Source organism: Nocardia sp. MH4, assembly GCF_019266065.1.
Classification (GTDB): Bacteria; Actinomycetota; Actinomycetes; order Mycobacteriales; family Mycobacteriaceae; genus Nocardia; species Nocardia canadensis.
The window spans coordinates 1-15,477 of the sequence record NZ_LPNR01000128.1 but is presented as its reverse complement, the minus strand read 5'-3'; the positions used below and the strand labels follow the sequence as shown (position 1 = coordinate 15,477).

The 15,477-nt window shown below is 68.0% G+C and carries 17 protein-coding genes and 1 tRNA gene; 5 read left to right on the top strand and 13 right to left on the bottom strand.

The genetic code is table 11. The features are described 5' to 3' along the window. Window positions 1–2: 2 nt before the first annotated feature. On the bottom strand, window positions 3–1,130 hold the full coding sequence (locus ATM97_RS30500) for a radical SAM/SPASM domain-containing protein (RefSeq protein ID WP_218721739.1): 1,128 nt from the start codon (window positions 1,128–1,130) through the stop codon (window positions 3–5). A 276-nt stretch (window positions 1,131–1,406) separates the two neighbouring features. On the opposite strand from ATM97_RS30500, the gene ATM97_RS30495 reads away from it, so the two are divergent. Continuing rightward, window positions 1,407–2,912, top strand: a complete 1,506-nt coding sequence (locus tag ATM97_RS30495; RefSeq protein WP_062986969.1) for a peptide deformylase — start codon at window positions 1,407–1,409, stop codon at window positions 2,910–2,912. Between the two features lie 308 nt (window positions 2,913–3,220). On the opposite strand, the gene ATM97_RS30490 is transcribed toward ATM97_RS30495, so the two are convergent. The 5 genes from ATM97_RS30490 to ATM97_RS30470 form a co-directional block, all read right to left on the bottom strand. Further along, window positions 3,221–3,293, bottom strand: a tRNA-Ala gene (locus tag ATM97_RS30490). 97 nt (window positions 3,294–3,390) lie between these two features. Continuing rightward, window positions 3,391–4,434 carry a gephyrin-like molybdotransferase receptor GlpR gene (glpR, locus tag ATM97_RS30485; protein ID WP_218721737.1) on the bottom strand — a complete coding sequence of 348 codons (1,044 nt, stop codon included), beginning with the start codon at window positions 4,432–4,434 and terminating at the stop codon, window positions 3,391–3,393. A 137-nt stretch (window positions 4,435–4,571) separates the two neighbouring features. After that, window positions 4,572–5,222, bottom strand: a complete 651-nt coding sequence (locus ATM97_RS30480; protein WP_218721735.1) for a GNAT family N-acetyltransferase — start codon at window positions 5,220–5,222, stop codon at window positions 4,572–4,574. Between the two features lie 12 nt (window positions 5,223–5,234). Beyond that, window positions 5,235–6,494: a gephyrin-like molybdotransferase Glp gene (gene glp, locus ATM97_RS30475; protein WP_218721734.1), complete on the bottom strand. Its 1,260-nt coding sequence runs from the start codon at window positions 6,492–6,494 to the stop codon at window positions 5,235–5,237. A 37-nt stretch (window positions 6,495–6,531) separates the two neighbouring features. Then, window positions 6,532–7,458, bottom strand: coding sequence for a UTP--glucose-1-phosphate uridylyltransferase (locus ATM97_RS30470; protein ID WP_218721732.1), 927 nt, complete (start codon window positions 7,456–7,458; stop codon window positions 6,532–6,534). Between the two features lie 87 nt (window positions 7,459–7,545). Between ATM97_RS30470 and ATM97_RS30465 the strand changes: the two genes are divergently transcribed. The 4 genes from ATM97_RS30465 to mscL all read left to right on the top strand — a co-directional run bounded on the left by ATM97_RS30465 (window position 7,546) and on the right by mscL (window position 9,860). Continuing rightward, complete coding sequence (locus ATM97_RS30465; protein WP_218721794.1) at window positions 7,546–8,145, top strand: 5-formyltetrahydrofolate cyclo-ligase; 600 nt, start codon at window positions 7,546–7,548, stop codon at window positions 8,143–8,145. 69 nt (window positions 8,146–8,214) lie between these two features. Beyond that, window positions 8,215–8,496 carry an FmdB family zinc ribbon protein gene (locus ATM97_RS30460; protein ID WP_218721730.1) on the top strand — a complete coding sequence of 94 codons (282 nt, stop codon included), beginning with the start codon at window positions 8,215–8,217 and terminating at the stop codon, window positions 8,494–8,496. An 89-nt stretch (window positions 8,497–8,585) separates the two neighbouring features. Next, window positions 8,586–9,257 carry an SAF domain-containing protein gene (locus ATM97_RS30455; protein ID WP_218721728.1) on the top strand — a complete coding sequence of 224 codons (672 nt, stop codon included), beginning with the start codon at window positions 8,586–8,588 and terminating at the stop codon, window positions 9,255–9,257. A 159-nt stretch (window positions 9,258–9,416) separates the two neighbouring features. Further along, window positions 9,417–9,860 carry a large conductance mechanosensitive channel protein MscL gene (mscL, locus tag ATM97_RS30450; protein ID WP_218721727.1) on the top strand — a complete coding sequence of 148 codons (444 nt, stop codon included), beginning with the start codon at window positions 9,417–9,419 and terminating at the stop codon, window positions 9,858–9,860. Window positions 9,861–9,936: 76 nt separating this feature from the next. On the opposite strand, the gene ATM97_RS30445 is transcribed toward mscL, so the two are convergent. From ATM97_RS30445 to ATM97_RS30415, 7 genes are all read right to left on the bottom strand, one after another. Continuing rightward, entirely contained in the window at window positions 9,937–10,578 is a 642-nt protein-coding gene (locus tag ATM97_RS30445; protein WP_218721792.1) for an MspA family porin, read from the bottom strand. Between the two features lie 80 nt (window positions 10,579–10,658). Continuing rightward, window positions 10,659–11,327 (bottom strand): MspA family porin, encoded by a 669-nt coding sequence (locus ATM97_RS30440; protein WP_218721725.1) that lies wholly within the window; start codon window positions 11,325–11,327, stop codon window positions 10,659–10,661. A gap of 305 nt (window positions 11,328–11,632) precedes the next feature. After that, window positions 11,633–12,292 carry an MspA family porin gene (locus ATM97_RS30435; protein ID WP_218721724.1) on the bottom strand — a complete coding sequence of 220 codons (660 nt, stop codon included), beginning with the start codon at window positions 12,290–12,292 and terminating at the stop codon, window positions 11,633–11,635. Between the two features lie 65 nt (window positions 12,293–12,357). Next, window positions 12,358–13,038 carry an MspA family porin gene (locus tag ATM97_RS30430; RefSeq protein WP_218721722.1) on the bottom strand — a complete coding sequence of 227 codons (681 nt, stop codon included), beginning with the start codon at window positions 13,036–13,038 and terminating at the stop codon, window positions 12,358–12,360. Window positions 13,039–13,558: 520 nt separating this feature from the next. Further along, window positions 13,559–13,741 (bottom strand): hypothetical protein, encoded by a 183-nt coding sequence (locus ATM97_RS30425; protein WP_218721720.1) that lies wholly within the window; start codon window positions 13,739–13,741, stop codon window positions 13,559–13,561. Window positions 13,742–13,748: 7 nt separating this feature from the next. Further along, a complete protein-coding gene (locus ATM97_RS30420; RefSeq protein WP_218721718.1) occupies window positions 13,749–14,291 on the bottom strand; it encodes a molybdenum cofactor biosynthesis protein B in 543 nt (180 codons plus the stop codon). Continuing rightward, window positions 14,291–15,477, bottom strand: a 1,187-nt coding sequence (locus ATM97_RS30415) for a S1C family serine protease (RefSeq protein WP_218721716.1), incomplete at its 5' end; no start/stop codon positions are given. The genes ATM97_RS30420 and ATM97_RS30415, both read right to left, overlap by 1 nt.

Sequence of the window (15,477 nt, the reverse complement as noted above, 5' to 3'; positions counted from 1 at the left end):
CATCATCCGAATGTCGCGATCGGTCGGAAGTCACGGCAGGCGAAGTCCAGGGTCTGGTTGTGGCAGCGCCTGCACACGAAGTCGTCCTCAGCGACGGCGACGCCGAACACCTTGCGGCGCGCGGTGACCGCAGCCTCGCTAGTCATCAACTCGTGGATCGAACCCTCGCGGATGTTGGCGAACCGTTCGCGCTGGTAGTAGTCGTTGCAGCACAGGAACAGGTCGCCGCCGACGCTGAAGCTGGCGTGATGAATCGGGTAGCCGCAGCCGGTCAGTGGGCCCTCGATGCGCAGGTTCTGCGCGAACTCCCCGCCGACGTCACCGGCCCGGTCGCACATCAGGTTCGCGGTCACCTCCGCGCCGAGCGGCCCGAAGCGGCGGCGCACCTCGTCGAAATTGCGGGTGCCCCGCTCGCCGACGCCGTTGACGCCGATCTGCACTGGAAGATCGGCCGCCAGTGCGGCTTCGACGTTTCGTGTGCTGTGGGTGTAGCTGGCCGAGCCGGTCAGGTCGGCGAACTCGGCCGGATCGTCGCTGGGCAGGTTGACCACCATCGTGCGCAGCACTCCGGAACGGCGCAGGGTCTCGATCTTGTCTGGGGTTAGCGCGGAGGCATTGGTGTAGAGCGCCAACGGCATCCCGTGTCGGGCCAACACGTCGATGCGGTCAGCGAAGTAGCGGTCGAGGGTGGGTTCGTTGAAGAACTGGAAGGTCACGTAGTCGATCGAGCCGTGGTCGACCAGCTTGTCCACGATATCGATGAACATCTTCATCGGCATCGTTCGGCGTGGCTTGGGATCGACCGCTACCGGGCAGCTGCGGCACCCCCAGTTGCAGTGGGCGGTGACTTCGATCTCCCCTGAGACGAGCCGGTAGTCCTGGCACAGCTCCTCTGGTGGTTGAAGCCATTGGCGCGCTGCGGCTTCGGCCACCAGGGTCGCACCGAACCGCTGCACGAGCTCCGCGGCGTCGCGGGGTTCGCGCGCGCAGGCGACCAGCAGTTCGAGCATGCGGGGATCGGTGTGCCAGTCGATGTGGCGGTCCAGGCCGACGATCCCGAACACCGCGCCCTCGGTTGGAGTCTCGTTGACGGGGGTGGTAGGGCCGAACGTGTCGGAGAAGTACCTCACCGGTGACGGTGTACCGGGATCGACGCGCGTCAGATATGGCGAGGTCTGTACCGAGATGGGAAGTGGAGTCATGTGAGCGCACCTGTCTGGTCGTGCCACGCGAGGCTGGCCGTTCCGGCATCAGCGGTCTCCCGCTGTGACCGTCGAAGCGGGATGTGATCGCAGTGTCGGAGTGCGTCCAATTCCGCCACGGGTGCAGGGTGTTTCGACAGAGTGGGCTCATACTCACGGGGTACGCACGCACACGCACACCCCCGCGAACAGGAGCGCCTGACAGTGACCCCGGCCGGAACTTCACCCGCCAATGAACCCGCGAACACGCAGGTCAACGTCTTCGCGCTCGAGTTGCGCCGGTGGCGTGATGTCCGAGGGCTGTCGCTGCGTGCGCTGGCGGCCAAATTGGGCTACAGCCGTCCCTATGTGTCCAAGATCGAGTCCGGCACCGAGAAGCCCTCGGAGGCGTTCGCCGCGCGCGCCGAATCGATCCTCCAAGCCGGTGGTGCGCTGCGGGCTGCGTTCGCCGAGTTCATCGCCGCTCGACCCGGCACTGTCCGGTCGCCCGTAGCTGTCGAATCGCGCGACTCGGCGGGGTCGCTCGTCGTTGATCACGATGATGCGAGTTTGTCGTTCGACGGCCTCAACTACCGACTGCGCCAGCGGCGGCGGCTGATCAATGATGGGTCCGAACCCATCACCCGTTACCTGATCCGGATCTCAGTAGACCGTTACCCGGGCGACCCTGAACGGTCCAACCACCTCTATCAGGAAAACCCGCTGACCTGGGAAGAGATCGACCTGCACGCCTGGTACGGCGAAAACAGAACCGAGCCGATGACGTGGACTGCCCACCACGACCGCGACGCGTTCAAAGAAGTCTGGCTGATGTTCAGCGAACCCGACAGTGGACGCCACTTCCCGCTCTACCCTGGCCAAGCCTGCTGGATCGACTACGAATACACCGTCTCGGCGGCCCACTGGGGCAACTGGTTCCAGCGCGCGGTCCGTCTGCCCACCAATCGCCTCTCGGTCCGGCTGGATTTCCCGGCCGAGCTCGAACCGTCGGTCTGGGGACTCGAGACCTCGATGACTGCCGAAGGGCAGCCGTTCCGCACACCCATCACCCACCAGGCCGAACCGGGACGAGCCATGTACTCCTGGTCCACCGACCATCCGCCACTGCATGCCCGCTACCGCCTCGAGTGGGACTTCCGGGGACGTAGCGACGACGAGCGCACTCCGCCGAGCAGGGTGATGGCCGGTCTGGGCATCGCGCAGGAAGGTGACGAGATCCTGCGTGAGGTCGCACGCCCGTTCGATCTGCCCGCCGAGGCCGAAGACGCACGCCGTGTCATCGCTGAATTGAATTCGGCAGCTCAACGTGTCGCCCAAGCTCACGTATTCGGCAAGGGGATGGGCATAGCCGCCCCGCAGATCGGCATCAGCAGGGCCGCGGCGATCGTCCGAACTCCCAACGGGGACACCATCACCCTGTTCAATCCACGCATCGTGGAAACCGGCGGCGGCGAAGACGAACAGTACGAGGGATGCCTAAGTTTCTTCGACTTGCGCGGACGGGTGCCGCGCCCGTTGACAATCCACGTCGAGCACACCGACATCGACGGCAACACCCGAATTGCAGTGTTCGACCGCGGAGTCGCACGCCTGGTCGCACACGAAGTCGACCACCTGCACGCAACTCTCTACCTCGACCATCTGAAGCCTGGTGTGGAGCCGATCTCTGTTGAGCAGTACCGGGGCACCGGCGCGAACTGGGCCTACTGACCAGCCGCGCGAAGGAATCGGCACTGGAACGCATCGTCGTTGAGGATCAGGTGCCCGGACAGTGTCCGGGAACCTGAGTTCTTGCCATCCGATGCCTGGAGGGATCGGCACCGACCTCACCGAGCATGCTGCCACGACCGACCGACCGACCGACACCGCCGTGCTGGTCAGGTGCGGTGCGGTACGCCGGACTTTAGAGTTCGCAAAGTGGGGATGCGGTCGCGAGTATTAGTGGGGACTTACTACGAGAAATAGGTCAGGCCGAGCCCGAAGTAATTCTCGGAACCCGGCCTGACCTGCACATACTGTGGAGCTAAGGGGAATCGAACCCCTGACCTTCTCGATGCGAACGAGACGCGCTACCAACTGCGCTATAGCCCCGTGCGGCTCTGGCGAACCGCGCTGTGACACTGTATCAGGCGTTGCGCCCAGATACCGAATCGGTACTCTGACCTGCTGTTCTGCGTGGTTCGACCAGTTATTCGCCGACTGCGCGGCCGAGGTCTTCGACCCGGGTGCGGAGCGCGCGTGCGGTGGCCGGATCGAAGGTTTCCAGGTGCTCGAACATCGGGTCCTCGTCGTCGGTGTCGAGCAGGGTGGAACGGCGGCGCAGGGCGCGCGCGGTGTCACGGTCCATCGTGCGCCGAGTCGTGGCCGCCTCGGGGGTGGCGGTGGCCTCGCGGCGCTTGCCCCGGGTGAGGCGGGCCGCGCGCCTGCGGCGGATCTCCTCCTCCACGTGGACCTGCTTGCGCAGGTAGGCCAGATAGCCCACCAGCACGGCCGTGGACAGCCCGCACGCCCACCAGAACATCGAATTCAGCAGCAGGCCGAACGCCGCGAACAGGATGGTGGCGATGATGAGGCCGAGCACCGCCCGCTGCCGGAAGCTGTAGCGGGCGGCGCGCGCGATGGCGTCGGCCTCGGGGTCGTAGCCACCGCGCCCGCGCCGGTTCGGCACGAAGTCCTCGTCGTCGTCGGCCGCCGCGTCGGTGGTCTCCTCGGCGACGTCCTCGAGGCGGGCGGGCGGGGCCGGTGGGATACGCGCGGCGACGGGCGGGTCGGTCGCGTCGTCGGCCGCGGCCGACTCGTCGTCGGCGTCCGGCTCCGCCGCAGCGTCATCGATCGGCGCGTCCGCGGCATCCGCGGCCGCGGCGCGGTCTTCGGCCGCGGCGTCGTCGAGGTCTGCCTCTTCCGTCGACGCGGCTTCCAGTTCCGGTGTGGGAGTGAGCAACTCGTCGTCAGCTTCGGTGACGGGCTCGTCGGCCGATGTCGTCATCCGATCCTCCGAATCAGTACGGTGGGGGCGCTTGGTCAGCACGCGGGGGCGGTAGTCGGGGTCACTCTCGTGACCGCCTGCCGCCCCGATGCGAATCCGTCGTTCGGCCCCGCCACGGTGCAGCACGCGCGTGGCGAGTGCGGCATCGGTGGTGCGGCGGATCCGGGGATGCCGGTCCGCCAGGATCGGGAACAGGACGAAGACCCACAGCACCACAAGTCCGATCCACAGGATCGAATTCGGCATCGCGGTCATCACCTCCCGTCCCCGCCTGCGCGTTTATCCATAGTTGGACGCACTACCGACGTCCGTAGGTTAATTCGGGCGCGCCTGCCCTCGCGGCAGGCGCGCCGTGCACACCTGCCACATGAGTAACAGAAATTTCACGGCAGTGCCGCTCGACCCTCTCTGACCAGGCGATCCACGACGGTGCCCATGACTTCTTCGACCGTCAAGCCCACCAGCAGATGATCGCGCCATTCGCCGTCCACATCGAGATAGCGGCGCAGCAAACCCTCTTCGCGGAATCCGACATTGCGCAGCACCGCCTGGCTGGCCAGGTTCTCCGGCCGCACTGTGGCTTCCACCCGGTGCAGCCCGACCGGCCCGAAGCAGTGATCGAGTCCCAGCGCGAGCGCGGCGGTGGCCACGCCCTGACCACCGAGATCCTTGGCCACCCAGTAACCGATCCAGGCCGAGCGCAGCGCGCCGCGCACGATATTGCCGATGGTCAGCTGTCCGCTGAACTGGCCGTTCACCTCGATCACCAACGGGATCATCGCACCCCGCCTGGCCTCGGCTTTCAGGCTCGTCCACAGCGACGGCCAGTTCGACGCGTGATTGCGCGCCTCCCAGCTCCCGCGTCCGGTCGGCTCCCAGCGCTCCAGATGGTCGCGATCGCGCAGCCGGATCCGGCTCCACGCGGCGGCGTCACGGAAGCGCACCGGGCGCAGCGTGACCTGTCCGCCCGCGACGATCACCGGACCGAGCCGGGCCGGCCATCCGGGATGCTGACCTGCCCGGAATACGTTCATCGAGTCCACTGTTCAGCCGCGCTGCGCCAGGAACGCGACCCGCACCTCGTCACCGGTGCGGAAATCGGTGTCGTCGGGCTCCACCACGATCAGGCTGTTCGCCTCGGCCAACGTCGCCAGCAGATGGGAGGACCCACCGTTGCCGTTGCCCAGCGGCTGCACCAGGTAGTCACCGGTGGCCTCGTCGCGCAGCAGCTGCGCGCGCAGGTAGCCCTTGCGACCGGGCATCGAGGTGATCGGAGTGATGGTGCGGGCGTTGACGATCCGGCGCATCGGCTGCCGACGGCCCAGCGCGATCCGGATCAACGGACGCACCATCACCTCGAACACCACCAGCGCGCTCACCGGATTCGACGGCAGCAGGAAGGTCGGGACCTCGTCGCGGCCGAGCCGGCCGAAGCCCTGCACCGAGCCCGGGTGCATGGCCACCCGGTCCACCTCGAGCTCGCCGAGCCCGTCGAGCGCCTCGCGCACCTGGTCCGAGGCCCAGCCGCCGACCGCGCCGGCGATCACCACGACCTCCGAGCGCACCAGCTGACCCTCGACCACATCGCGCAGCCTGCGCGGATCCGCGCTGACGATGCCGACCCGGTTGACATCGGCGCCCGCGTCCCGCGCGGCCGCGGCCAGCGCGTAGGAGTTCACGTCGTAGACCTGACCGGGGCCGGGCGTGCGATCGATATCGATTAGCTCGCCGCCGATGGAGATCACCGACAGCCGCGGCCGCGGATGCACCAGCACCTTGTCCTGCCCGACCGCGGCCAGCAGCCCCACCTGGGCGGCGCCGATGATGGTGCCCGCGCGGACGGCGACATCGCCGGGCTGCACGTCGTCGCCGATGCGGCGGACGTAGTCGCCCGAGCGGACCGGCTCGAAGACCTTGATCCTGGCCCGGCCGCCGTCGGTGAAGTCCAGCGGCAGCACCGCGTCGGCCAGGGTCGGCAGCGGGGCGCCGGTGTCGACGCGCACGGTCTGGCGCGGCTGCAACCGGATGGGCTGGCGCGAACCGGCGACCACCTCGCCGACCACCGGCAGGGTGAGGTCGATCAGCTCGCCCGCCTCGTCGCGCACGTCGGTGCCCGCGGCGGAGACGTCGACGCTGCGCACCGCGTAGCCGTCGATGGCGGCCTGATCGAAGCCGGGCAGCGGCCGTTCGGTGACGACGTCCTCCGCGCACAGCAGACCCTGGGCCTCGGATATCGCGACCCGGACCGGCCTGGGTGCGACCGCGGCCGCGGTGACCTTGATCAGCTGATCCTCAACCGAGCGCATCGAGCTCCTGTGTCTATGTGTCCATCGCTTGTCGCGCTTACGCGTTCGGGGAGTTGGGGTCCCACTCCGGGCTGAGCCGGAACTTCAGCCACTCGCGCAATTGCGGGCCGTATTCCTCCCGCTCGAGGGCGAAATCGACGGCAGCTCGAAGATAGCCGCCCGGGTTACCCAAATCGTGGCGCGACCCACGGTGGACGACCACATGGACCGGGTGTCCCTCCGCGATCAGCAGGGCGATCGCGTCGGTGATCTGCAATTCCCCGCCCGCGCCCGGCGTGATCCGGCGCAGCGCGTCGAAGATCACGCGGTCGAGCAGGTAGCGACCCGCGGCGGCCAGCGTCGACGGCGCGTCGGCCAGCTCGGGCTTCTCGACCATGCCCTTGACTCGCAGCACGTCGGTCTCGGCGCCCTCGGTCAGCTCCTCGACATCGAAGACGCCGTACGCGCTGACCTGCGACTTCGGCACGTCGATCGCGCACAGCACCGAGCCGCCGCGCTCCCGGCGCACCCGGCTCATGGTCTCGAGCACGCCGCACGGCAGCACCAGGTCGTCGGGCAGCAGCACCGCGATGGCGTCCTCGTCGTCGTCGAGCACCGCCTCGGCCTGGGCGACCGCGTGGCCCAGCCCCAGCGGCTCCTCCTGCACGACCGAGGTCACATCGAGCAGACCGGGGGCCTTGCGGACCTTTTCCAGCAGGGCGAACTTGCCGCGCTCGGCCAGGGTGCTCTCCAGCACCAGGTCTTCGACGAAATGGGCGACGACGCCGTCCTTGCCGGGCGAGGTCACGATCACCAGCCGCTCGGCGCCGGAATCGGCGGCCTCGGCGGCGACGAGCTCGATGCCGGGGGTGTCGACCACCGGCAGCAATTCCTTGGGCACCGTCTTGGTGGCAGGCAGAAACCGCGTCCCGAGTCCGGCCGCGGGTACCACCGCAGTGCGGAAACCGGAAGTCTTGTCTGTCATGCGCATACCCTATCCATTCAGCGTGCCGTCCGATCGCCCGTCGCGACGATCCGGCGTCGGCAAGAGCTTAGGGTGGTCGCTGTGGAGATGCCCGGTGAGCGCACCAAATATGCATGGCGCAGCCACATCCTCGCCGAACGAGCGCTGGTCGGGCCCGCCGATCACGCACGCGAGGCCGCGGCGCTGGCCGCCGCGATCGGCCCGCTGGCCGGGGCCGACGACGTGGTCTGCGCCTATGTCCCGATCCGTGGTGAGCCCGGCGATCTGCGCATGCTCGACGCGCTGCGTGTGCGCAACGCCACGGTGTTGCTGCCGGTGACCGGCGAGCCGGGACCGCTGAGCTGGGCCCGCTACGAGGGTCCCGATTCGCTGCGCAGGGCCCGCTTCGGTCTGCTCGAACCGACCACGGCGACGCTGCCGCCCGCCACCGTGACCACCGCCGCGACCATCCTGGTGCCCGCGCTCGCGGTGGACCGGCGGGGCGTCCGACTGGGCCGCGGAGCGGGGTACTACGACCGCACGCTGGGCGCCGTCGGAAACAGCACTCGCCTGATCGCCGTCGTCCGGGATAATGAACTCGTCGACCGGCTGCCGGAGGAACCGCACGACCGGCGGATGGGGTGGGCGCTGACGCCCGGCGGTGGGCTGCGTGAACTGGGCGGTGACCGGCCCGTTCCGCCGGAATGAAACGGCGATTTCCGACGTTGGCAGTGTCGGCGGTAGAGTGCTAGATCGACGAGACTTGCGGAGGATCCTGTGCCAACTTATTCATACGCGTGCACCGAATGTGACAACCGCTTCGACATCGTTCAGTCCTTCTCCGACGACACGCTGACGGAGTGCCCGCAGTGTTCCGGGAAGCTGCGGAAGCTGTTCAACTCGGTCGGCATCGTGTTCAAGGGCAGCGGTTTCTACCGCACCGACAGCCGGGGTGGCGCGTCCACCGCGAGCGAGCCCGCGAAGTCCTCCGCGGACAGCGGCAGCACCAACGGCAGCAGCTCCACCAGCACCAGCTCGACGCCCGCCGCCGCGAGCTGATCTCCGCCGGTTTGTCCACAGCCCCGAAGTTGTCCACAACCAGCACTTTCGGCGGCTGATCCGCACTGCCACGCCCCTAGGCTTCGGGCATGACTCGCAGTCTCGCCGATCTGGGACGTGGCGGTTCCTGGCGTTTCGCCCTCGGTAACCGCCCGGCCTGGGCCGATGCGCTGCTCGCGCGGCGCATCGGGGCCGCCGTGCTCGCGCTGCTCGCCCTCGCGCTGTTCGTCCGGGGCGATCCCGGCACCACCCGGCACGACGTCGTCGTCGCCGCCCGTGAGCTGGCTCCGGGCCGACTGCTCACCGCCGACGATCTGCGCGTCGACCGGCTCGAATCCCGTTCGCTGCCTTCGGGTTCGGTCACCGATACCGCCGTCCTGGTCGGCGCGACACTCACCGGCGCGATGCACGCCGGCGAAACCTTCACCGACCTGCGCGTCATCGGCCCGCGGTTGGCCGCGGCCGCGGCGGGCTCCCCCGACGCCCGGATCGTGCCCATCCGCCTGGCGGATTCCGCGGTGGCCGAGGTGTTGCGCGCGGGCGACCGGATCGATGTCGTCGGCGTCGAAGACTCGGGCGGACCGGGTGCGAGCAAGCCCGCCCGCACGCTGGCCACCGACGCCGCCGTGGTCCTCGTCACCGCGACGGGCGAGCGACGTTCGGGCGCGGAACGGGTGGTCCTGGTCGCGCTGGACGCCGAATACGCCACGGCGGTGGCCGGTGCCTCGTTACGAACGGCGCTCACGGTCGTCTTCCATTGACCCCGCCGGCCCGCACCGTGGACGCCACCTGGGCACTGTTCGCGAGAAATTTGCCGCAATGCTGATTAGCATCACACACGAACCTGCTCGACCGTTCAGCGCATTCGAACCAGGAGCACAGCGCCCCCGGCCGGCTCCTCGACGAAGGAGACATCGGCAATGCTCAAAGGTTTCAAGGATTTCCTGCTCCGCGGCAATGTGATCGACCTGGCCGTCGCCGTCGTGATGGGTACCGCGTTCGTGGCCATCGTCACCGCGTTCACCAACGGGATCGTCAATCCGCTGCTCGCGGTCTTCGGCGGGTCCAACGAGATGGGGCTGGGTATCCAGCTGGTGGCCGACAAACCGGCCACCTTCGTCGAGATCGGGCCCATCATCACCGCGGGCATCAACTTCCTGATGATCGCCGTGATCCTGTACTTCGTGCTGGTGCTGCCCGCGACCATGGCGAAGAAGCGCTTCTCCAAGGCCGACGAGAAGCTCTCCGAGAACGAGCTGCTCATCCAGATCCGGGATCTGCTGGCCGAGCAGGGCAACACCTCGAACGGCAAGCACGGCATCGCCACCGAGTCGGCGACCAGCAACGGCGAACACACCCGCTGAGCTGCCTCGACGACGAAGGTCGGGGCCGGTTCCGGGAACTCGGCCCCGACCTCGTCGGGTGCGCTGGTGGCCTGCGTCAGCCGAGGCTGAACGGCTGACCCCACAGGGTGACCCAGCTGATCACGTTGTCGGTCTCCACCTCGACGCTCACGAACGAGCGCGCCTGGGCGTACCCACCACAGCCCGACAGACCGATGGTCTCGTCGGCCCAGGTCACCGAGCCGCTGCCGCCCTTGAAGGCATTGCGGGTCTTGTGGGACTCGTTGCCGTAGTCGTCGGGCTGTTCCAGATCGAGAACGTAGAAGGACTTGGACTGACCGGGGCCGACGGTCAGTTCGCCGCCGGAGGTCACGCCGCCGGCGACAGTGCCTTCCCAATCGCTTTCGCCCTCGGCGCCGCCGGCGGCCGCGCCACCGGCGATGTTCACCTGGCAGCCGACGGTGTAGCCGGGGAAGATCTTGCCGCCCCCGTCGCCGGAGACGGTCACCTGCGCGCTGCCGGAGACCCAGGCATTGCGATGGGCCGGTGTGGAGCCCAGCGACGGATTGATATTGGCCGATTCGTTGACCAGGCTGATGTCGACGACGGTGCCATCGGACAGAGTCTTGGTGATATGCCCGCCCGGCAGCGGAACGAAGGTGTCGGCATCGGCCGCACCGGTGGAGAACAAGCCCAGCGCCACAGTCGCCGCGGCCGTGATCCCGGCGGCGCGCGTCATGCTCTTACGGTTGATCGTCACTGTTGACCCCTCGAGGGTGAATTCGTGTGCGGTAGCCAGATTTTCGGGTTCGGCCGCGATCAGCCGATGCTGAACGGCGCACCGTACAGCGTGGTCTTGGAGTAGTGGTCGCCGATGATCTCGACCACGGTGTACGACCGTGCCTGGGCGTAGCCGGCGCAGCCCTGAATCTGGATCTCCGCGTCCTGGTATTCCACCGAGTAGACACCGGGCTTGAGGATGTCCTTGGCATCGATCTGCACGAAGGCGACCTCGCCGGGGCCGAGATTGAGACCGATCGAGCCACCGGCGCTCGGGCCGCTCGTGGACAGGCCGCCGGACAGGCCGGCGCCGACCGCGTCGTCACCGATGCTGATCTGGCAACCGACGATGTAGCCGTGGTTCAGATTCGATGCACCGTGCGTCGAGGAATTGTTGGAGCCGGGACGATTCGACGGACCGTTCCACGGGCCGACCTCGCCCTCCGGCGTTTCCTGCACATCGGCCCGCGCGTTGCCCGACACCCAGACGACGCGGCCCGCGCCGTTGGCGGCCAGCGACGGGGAGACCAGGGCGTGCTCGCCGGTCCGGCTGAGATGAACGCCGGGGCCGTGCTTCTCGCCGTCCGGCAACGGAACGAAGGTATCCGCATCGGCTGCACCGGCCGACAGCAGGCCGATCGTCACGGCCACTGCGGCGCCGGCGCCGACGGCGCCGCGGCGCACGCGGTTGGTGCGGTTCTCGCTCATACTTCCCCTCGAGGTGTACGCAAAATCGACCTCGACCGTCGAGGTCGATATCTGTGCTGCGCCCGGACCCAGCCCAGACGGGTCCGCGGACCGCGTCGCTGGCAACAGGGCAGATTCGCCCAGCCGGGAGGTGTATCGAGAAGCTGAAAAGCACGAAATTCGTGGTGATAACGACCACAACAGCAGTCATTTCGCCACAAACATAATGAGGGGACCCCGCAATGTCCAGCGCTATGCCATCGACGGCACAACAAAACGGGCCGGTCGCAATCGCGACCGGCCCGTGGTGTTCGTGATCGAACAGATCAGCCCAGGCTGAACGGCTGACCCCACAGGGTCACCCAGCTGATGACGTTGTCGGTCTCGACCTCGACGCTCACGAAGGCACGAGCCTGCGCGTAGCCGCCGCAGCCGGTCAGGCCGATGGTCGAATCCGACCAGGTCACCGAGCCGGCGCCGTCCTTGAACTTGTTCGACTTGCCGTGCGACTCGCTGCCGTAGTCGTCGGCCTTCTCGATGTCGAGAATGTAGAACGACTTCGACTGGCCGGGGCCGAGCGAGAGCTCGCCGCCGGTGCCGACGCCACCGGAAGCGTTGCCCTCCCAGTCGCTTTCGACCGTCGCGTCGCCGGAGACACCGCCGCCGGCGATGTTCACCTGGCAACCCACGGTGTAGCCCGGGAAGATCTTGCCCGAGCCGCCGTCGGAGACGGTGACTTGCGCGCTACCGGAGACCCACGCGTTGCGGTGCACCGGGGTGGAGCCCATCGACGGGCTGATGTTGGCCGACTCGCCCACCAGGCTGATCTCGACGACGGTGCCGTCGGACAGGGTCTTGGTGATGTGGCCGCCCGGCAGGGGAACGAAGGTGTCGGCGTTGGCCGCGCCCGTGGAGAACAGGCCGACGGCCACGGTGGCCGCGGCGCTGACGCCCGCCATCCGCGCCATGAACTTACGGTTGATCATAGGAATGTCCCTCGAGGATTGAGTTCGCCGCAGCGAGAAGAAGATTCGTGCCGGTTCGAAAGACGTCAGCCGATGCTGAACGGCATGCCGTACAGGGTGGTCTTCGAGTAGTTGTCACCGATGATCTCGACCACGGTGTACGCCCGGGCCTGCGCGTAGCCGGCGCAGCCCTGGATCTCGATCTCCGCGTCCTGGTAATCGATCGCGTAGGTGCCGGCCTTCTGGATGTCCTTCGAGCTGATCTGCACGAACTTGACCTCGCCCGGGCCCAGGTTGACGCCGATCGAGCCGCCGGCGCTCACGCCACCGGTGCTCAGACCGCCGGAGACGCCGGCGCCGATCGCGTCGTCGGCGATGCTCACCTGGCAACCGACGATGTAGCCGGTGTTCAGCTGGGAGGTGCCGTGGGTGGAGGAGTTGTTGGAACCGGGGCGGCCCGACGGGCCGTTCCAGGGGCCGACCTCGCCCTCGGGGGTGTCGGCGACCTCGGCCAGCGCGGTGCCGGAGACCCAGACGACGCGTCCCGCGCCGTTGGCGGCCAGCGACGGCGAGATCAAAGCGTGCTCACCCGTGCGGGTGATGGTCACGCCGGCAGGGCTCACCTTCTGGCCGTCCGGCAACGGCACGAAGGTGTCGGCGTTGGCGGCACCGGTCGACAGCAGGCCGAAAGCCACGGCGGCCGCGGCAGCGCCGACGCCCGCGGCACGGGCGCCGCGGCGCACACCGGTGGTGCGGTTCTCGCTCATACTTCCCCTCATCAGTGTCTAACAGCCGATCTCGACTTTCGAGACCGGACGGGTGGACCTCACAGGCCCAGCTCAGTGTGTCGCCCCTTTGTTGCCGTTACGTAACCAACTGTTATTTCGACGATACGGCCGGGGCCGGTGTGGCGAACCCGAGCCAGGGTTCCACCGGGTGGTTCAACGCACAGAAGTGGGGTACTGCGGGGACCAATAGTTGATGGCTCGATGGCGAACATTAAACGCTGCGCCGTCGTTCCGGCAACGAAAGAGTTCGTAAATTTCATTGTGACACCCAGCACAGTTCCACACATGGTCACATGCTTTGAAGTGCATAAATGCATCCGAGATCCCGCGCGTCAACGGGGGTGGACCAGAAGTGGTTACTGGCGAGTTTCGAACACTCATACGACAAAGGACCACGCTTTCGCGTGGTCCCGGGGAATTGTCACCTGTTCGCAATCACACCGAAAACGACATTTCGGTGAGCGCCTATTACGTAGCGGCTACGTAGATAACGGTACGGTCACCCGTGGTGCGGTGGCACCTGCGAACGTAACCATTCGTCGTTATCCGAACGCCCGCCGCGCTCGTCGCCGGTGGTTTCGGGCAGCACGTCACCGAAGATGCGGGCCAAACGCGCGGCCTCGGCGGCCTTGCGGCGGAGGGCCTCCTGGTCCTGCGGCGACGTGCTGTCCGACGACGTCATCGTGTCCTCACTCGTCCAAACCGGAGAGCTCGTCGATCACCCGGCTCGCGAGCGGACCCAGCGTCGCCATGCCGTCGCGGATGGCGGAGCGGGTACCCGGCAGGTTCACGACCAGGGTGCTGCCGGAGATGCCCGCGACACCGCGCGACAGCCCAGCGTCCAGCGAACCCGCCACCCGGCCCGAGGCCCGCAGTGCCTCGGTGATGCCGGGCAGTTCCCGGTCGAGCACCTGCGCGGTGGCCTCGGGGGTGACATCGCGCGGCGACATACCGGTGCCACCGACCGAGATCACCAGGTCGACGCCGCCGATCACCGCGGTATTGAGCGCGTTGCGGATCTCGACCTCTTCCGCCTGCACCGTCACCGAGGCGTCGACGAGGAAGCCGGCCTCGCTGAGCAGTTCGGTGACGAGCGGGCCGAACGAATCCACGCCGCCATGCGCCGTCCGATCGTCGACGACAACAACCAGTGCACGCCCTGCCACGGGAGCATCGATGTCCATGCTCATCACCGTAGCGCCTACGCACGACAGCGCCGCGTTCGAACGCATCATCGGCCACCCTCCGCCGCCGCGCCGGTGAGGGTGACCTCGACCGTCTTGGCGTTGCCACCCTGCTCGTCGGTGTAGGTGAGCTCGACCTTGTCGCCCGGCTGATGCGAGCGCACCGCCGCGATCAGCGCGTCGCCGGAGTCGATCGGCCGATCGTCGAGCCGGGTGACGACCGCGCCCGCGGGCACGCCCGCCTTGGCGGCCGGGCCGTCCGGGGTGACCTCGAGTACCCGGGCCGCGGTGTCCTGCGGCCGCAGCTTGATGCCGATCTGGGCGTAGGTGGCGTGGCCGGTCTTGATCAGTTCGTCGGCGACCCGGCGGGCCTGATCCACCGGGATCGCGAAGCCGAGGCCGATCGATCCGCTCTGCGCGCCGCCCGCGGCCTCGCCGCCGAGGCTGGCGATGGCGGTGTTGATGCCGATCAGCTTGCCCTGACCGTCGACCAGCGCGCCGCCGGAGTTGCCCGGGTTGATCGCCGCGTCGGTCTGGATCGCGTCGATCACCGGGTTGACCTGGCTGGGGGTGCCCTCACCGCTGGTCGAGACCGGGCGGTTGAGCGCGGAGACGATGCCGGTGGTGACGGTGCCCGCCAGACCCAGCGGCGAGCCGATCGCGATCACCGGCTGACCGACCGCGAGGCCGTCGGAAGTGCCCAGTTCGATCGGGGTCAGCCCGCTCTTGCCGCTGACCTTGATGACGGCCAGATCCGAGACCGGATCGGCGCCGATCATGGTGGCGGGCGCGGTGCTGCCGTCGCTGAACACCACCTCCATCTTCGCCGAGGCGCCCGCGCCGGCGGCGACGTGGTTGTTGGTGAGGATCAGGCCGTCGGTGGACAACACGACGCCCGAGCCCTCCCCGGAGGCGCGCGCCCCGGCGACTTTGATCATCACGACGCTGGGCAGCACTCGCTGAGCTACCGCCTGGGTGGAGCCCGCGGGGGCGTTGGCGACGTTGTTGACCGCGGGTTTGGGAGCGTCGAGCGCGTTGGTCACCGGCGCTCGGTCCGAGCCGGTGGCCAGCACGCCGACCACACCGCCGACACCGCCGCTGACCAGCGCCAACGCCGTCGCCCCCGCGACGAGTCCGAGCCGCAGCGGCTTGCGCTGCGGCGCCTGCGCAGGCGCGGCGGCGAACGGGCCGGACGGCGTGCCGAACGGCGGCTGCCCCGGCGCCTGGTGGCCTT

What these genes read in the sequence shown, in the direction of transcription:
- glpR (WP_218721737.1), bottom strand. Translation starts at nt 4,434, where the DNA reads ATGCCGAATTCGATCCTGTGGATCGGACTTGTGGTGCTGTGGGTCTTC.
- ATM97_RS30480 (WP_218721735.1), bottom strand. Translation starts at nt 5,222, where the DNA reads ATGAACGTATTCCGGGCAGGTCAGCATCCCGGATGGCCGGCCCGGCTC.
- glp (WP_218721734.1), bottom strand. Translation starts at nt 6,494, where the DNA reads ATGCGCTCGGTTGAGGATCAGCTGATCAAGGTCACCGCGGCCGCGGTC.
- ATM97_RS30470 (WP_218721732.1), bottom strand. Translation starts at nt 7,458, where the DNA reads ATGACAGACAAGACTTCCGGTTTCCGCACTGCGGTGGTACCCGCGGCC.
- ATM97_RS30465 (WP_218721794.1), top strand. Translation starts at nt 7,546, where the DNA reads ATGCCCGGTGAGCGCACCAAATATGCATGGCGCAGCCACATCCTCGCC.
- ATM97_RS30455 (WP_218721728.1), top strand. Translation starts at nt 8,586, where the DNA reads ATGACTCGCAGTCTCGCCGATCTGGGACGTGGCGGTTCCTGGCGTTTC.
- mscL (WP_218721727.1), top strand. Translation starts at nt 9,417, where the DNA reads ATGCTCAAAGGTTTCAAGGATTTCCTGCTCCGCGGCAATGTGATCGAC.
- ATM97_RS30445 (WP_218721792.1), bottom strand. Translation starts at nt 10,578, where the DNA reads ATGACGCGCGCCGCCGGGATCACGGCCGCGGCGACTGTGGCGCTGGGC.
- ATM97_RS30440 (WP_218721725.1), bottom strand. Translation starts at nt 11,327, where the DNA reads ATGAGCGAGAACCGCACCAACCGCGTGCGCCGCGGCGCCGTCGGCGCC.
- ATM97_RS30435 (WP_218721724.1), bottom strand. Translation starts at nt 12,292, where the DNA reads ATGATCAACCGTAAGTTCATGGCGCGGATGGCGGGCGTCAGCGCCGCG.
- ATM97_RS30430 (WP_218721722.1), bottom strand. Translation starts at nt 13,038, where the DNA reads ATGAGCGAGAACCGCACCACCGGTGTGCGCCGCGGCGCCCGTGCCGCG.
- ATM97_RS30425 (WP_218721720.1), bottom strand. Translation starts at nt 13,741, where the DNA reads ATGACGTCGTCGGACAGCACGTCGCCGCAGGACCAGGAGGCCCTCCGC.
- ATM97_RS30420 (WP_218721718.1), bottom strand. Translation starts at nt 14,291, where the DNA reads ATGCGTTCGAACGCGGCGCTGTCGTGCGTAGGCGCTACGGTGATGAGC.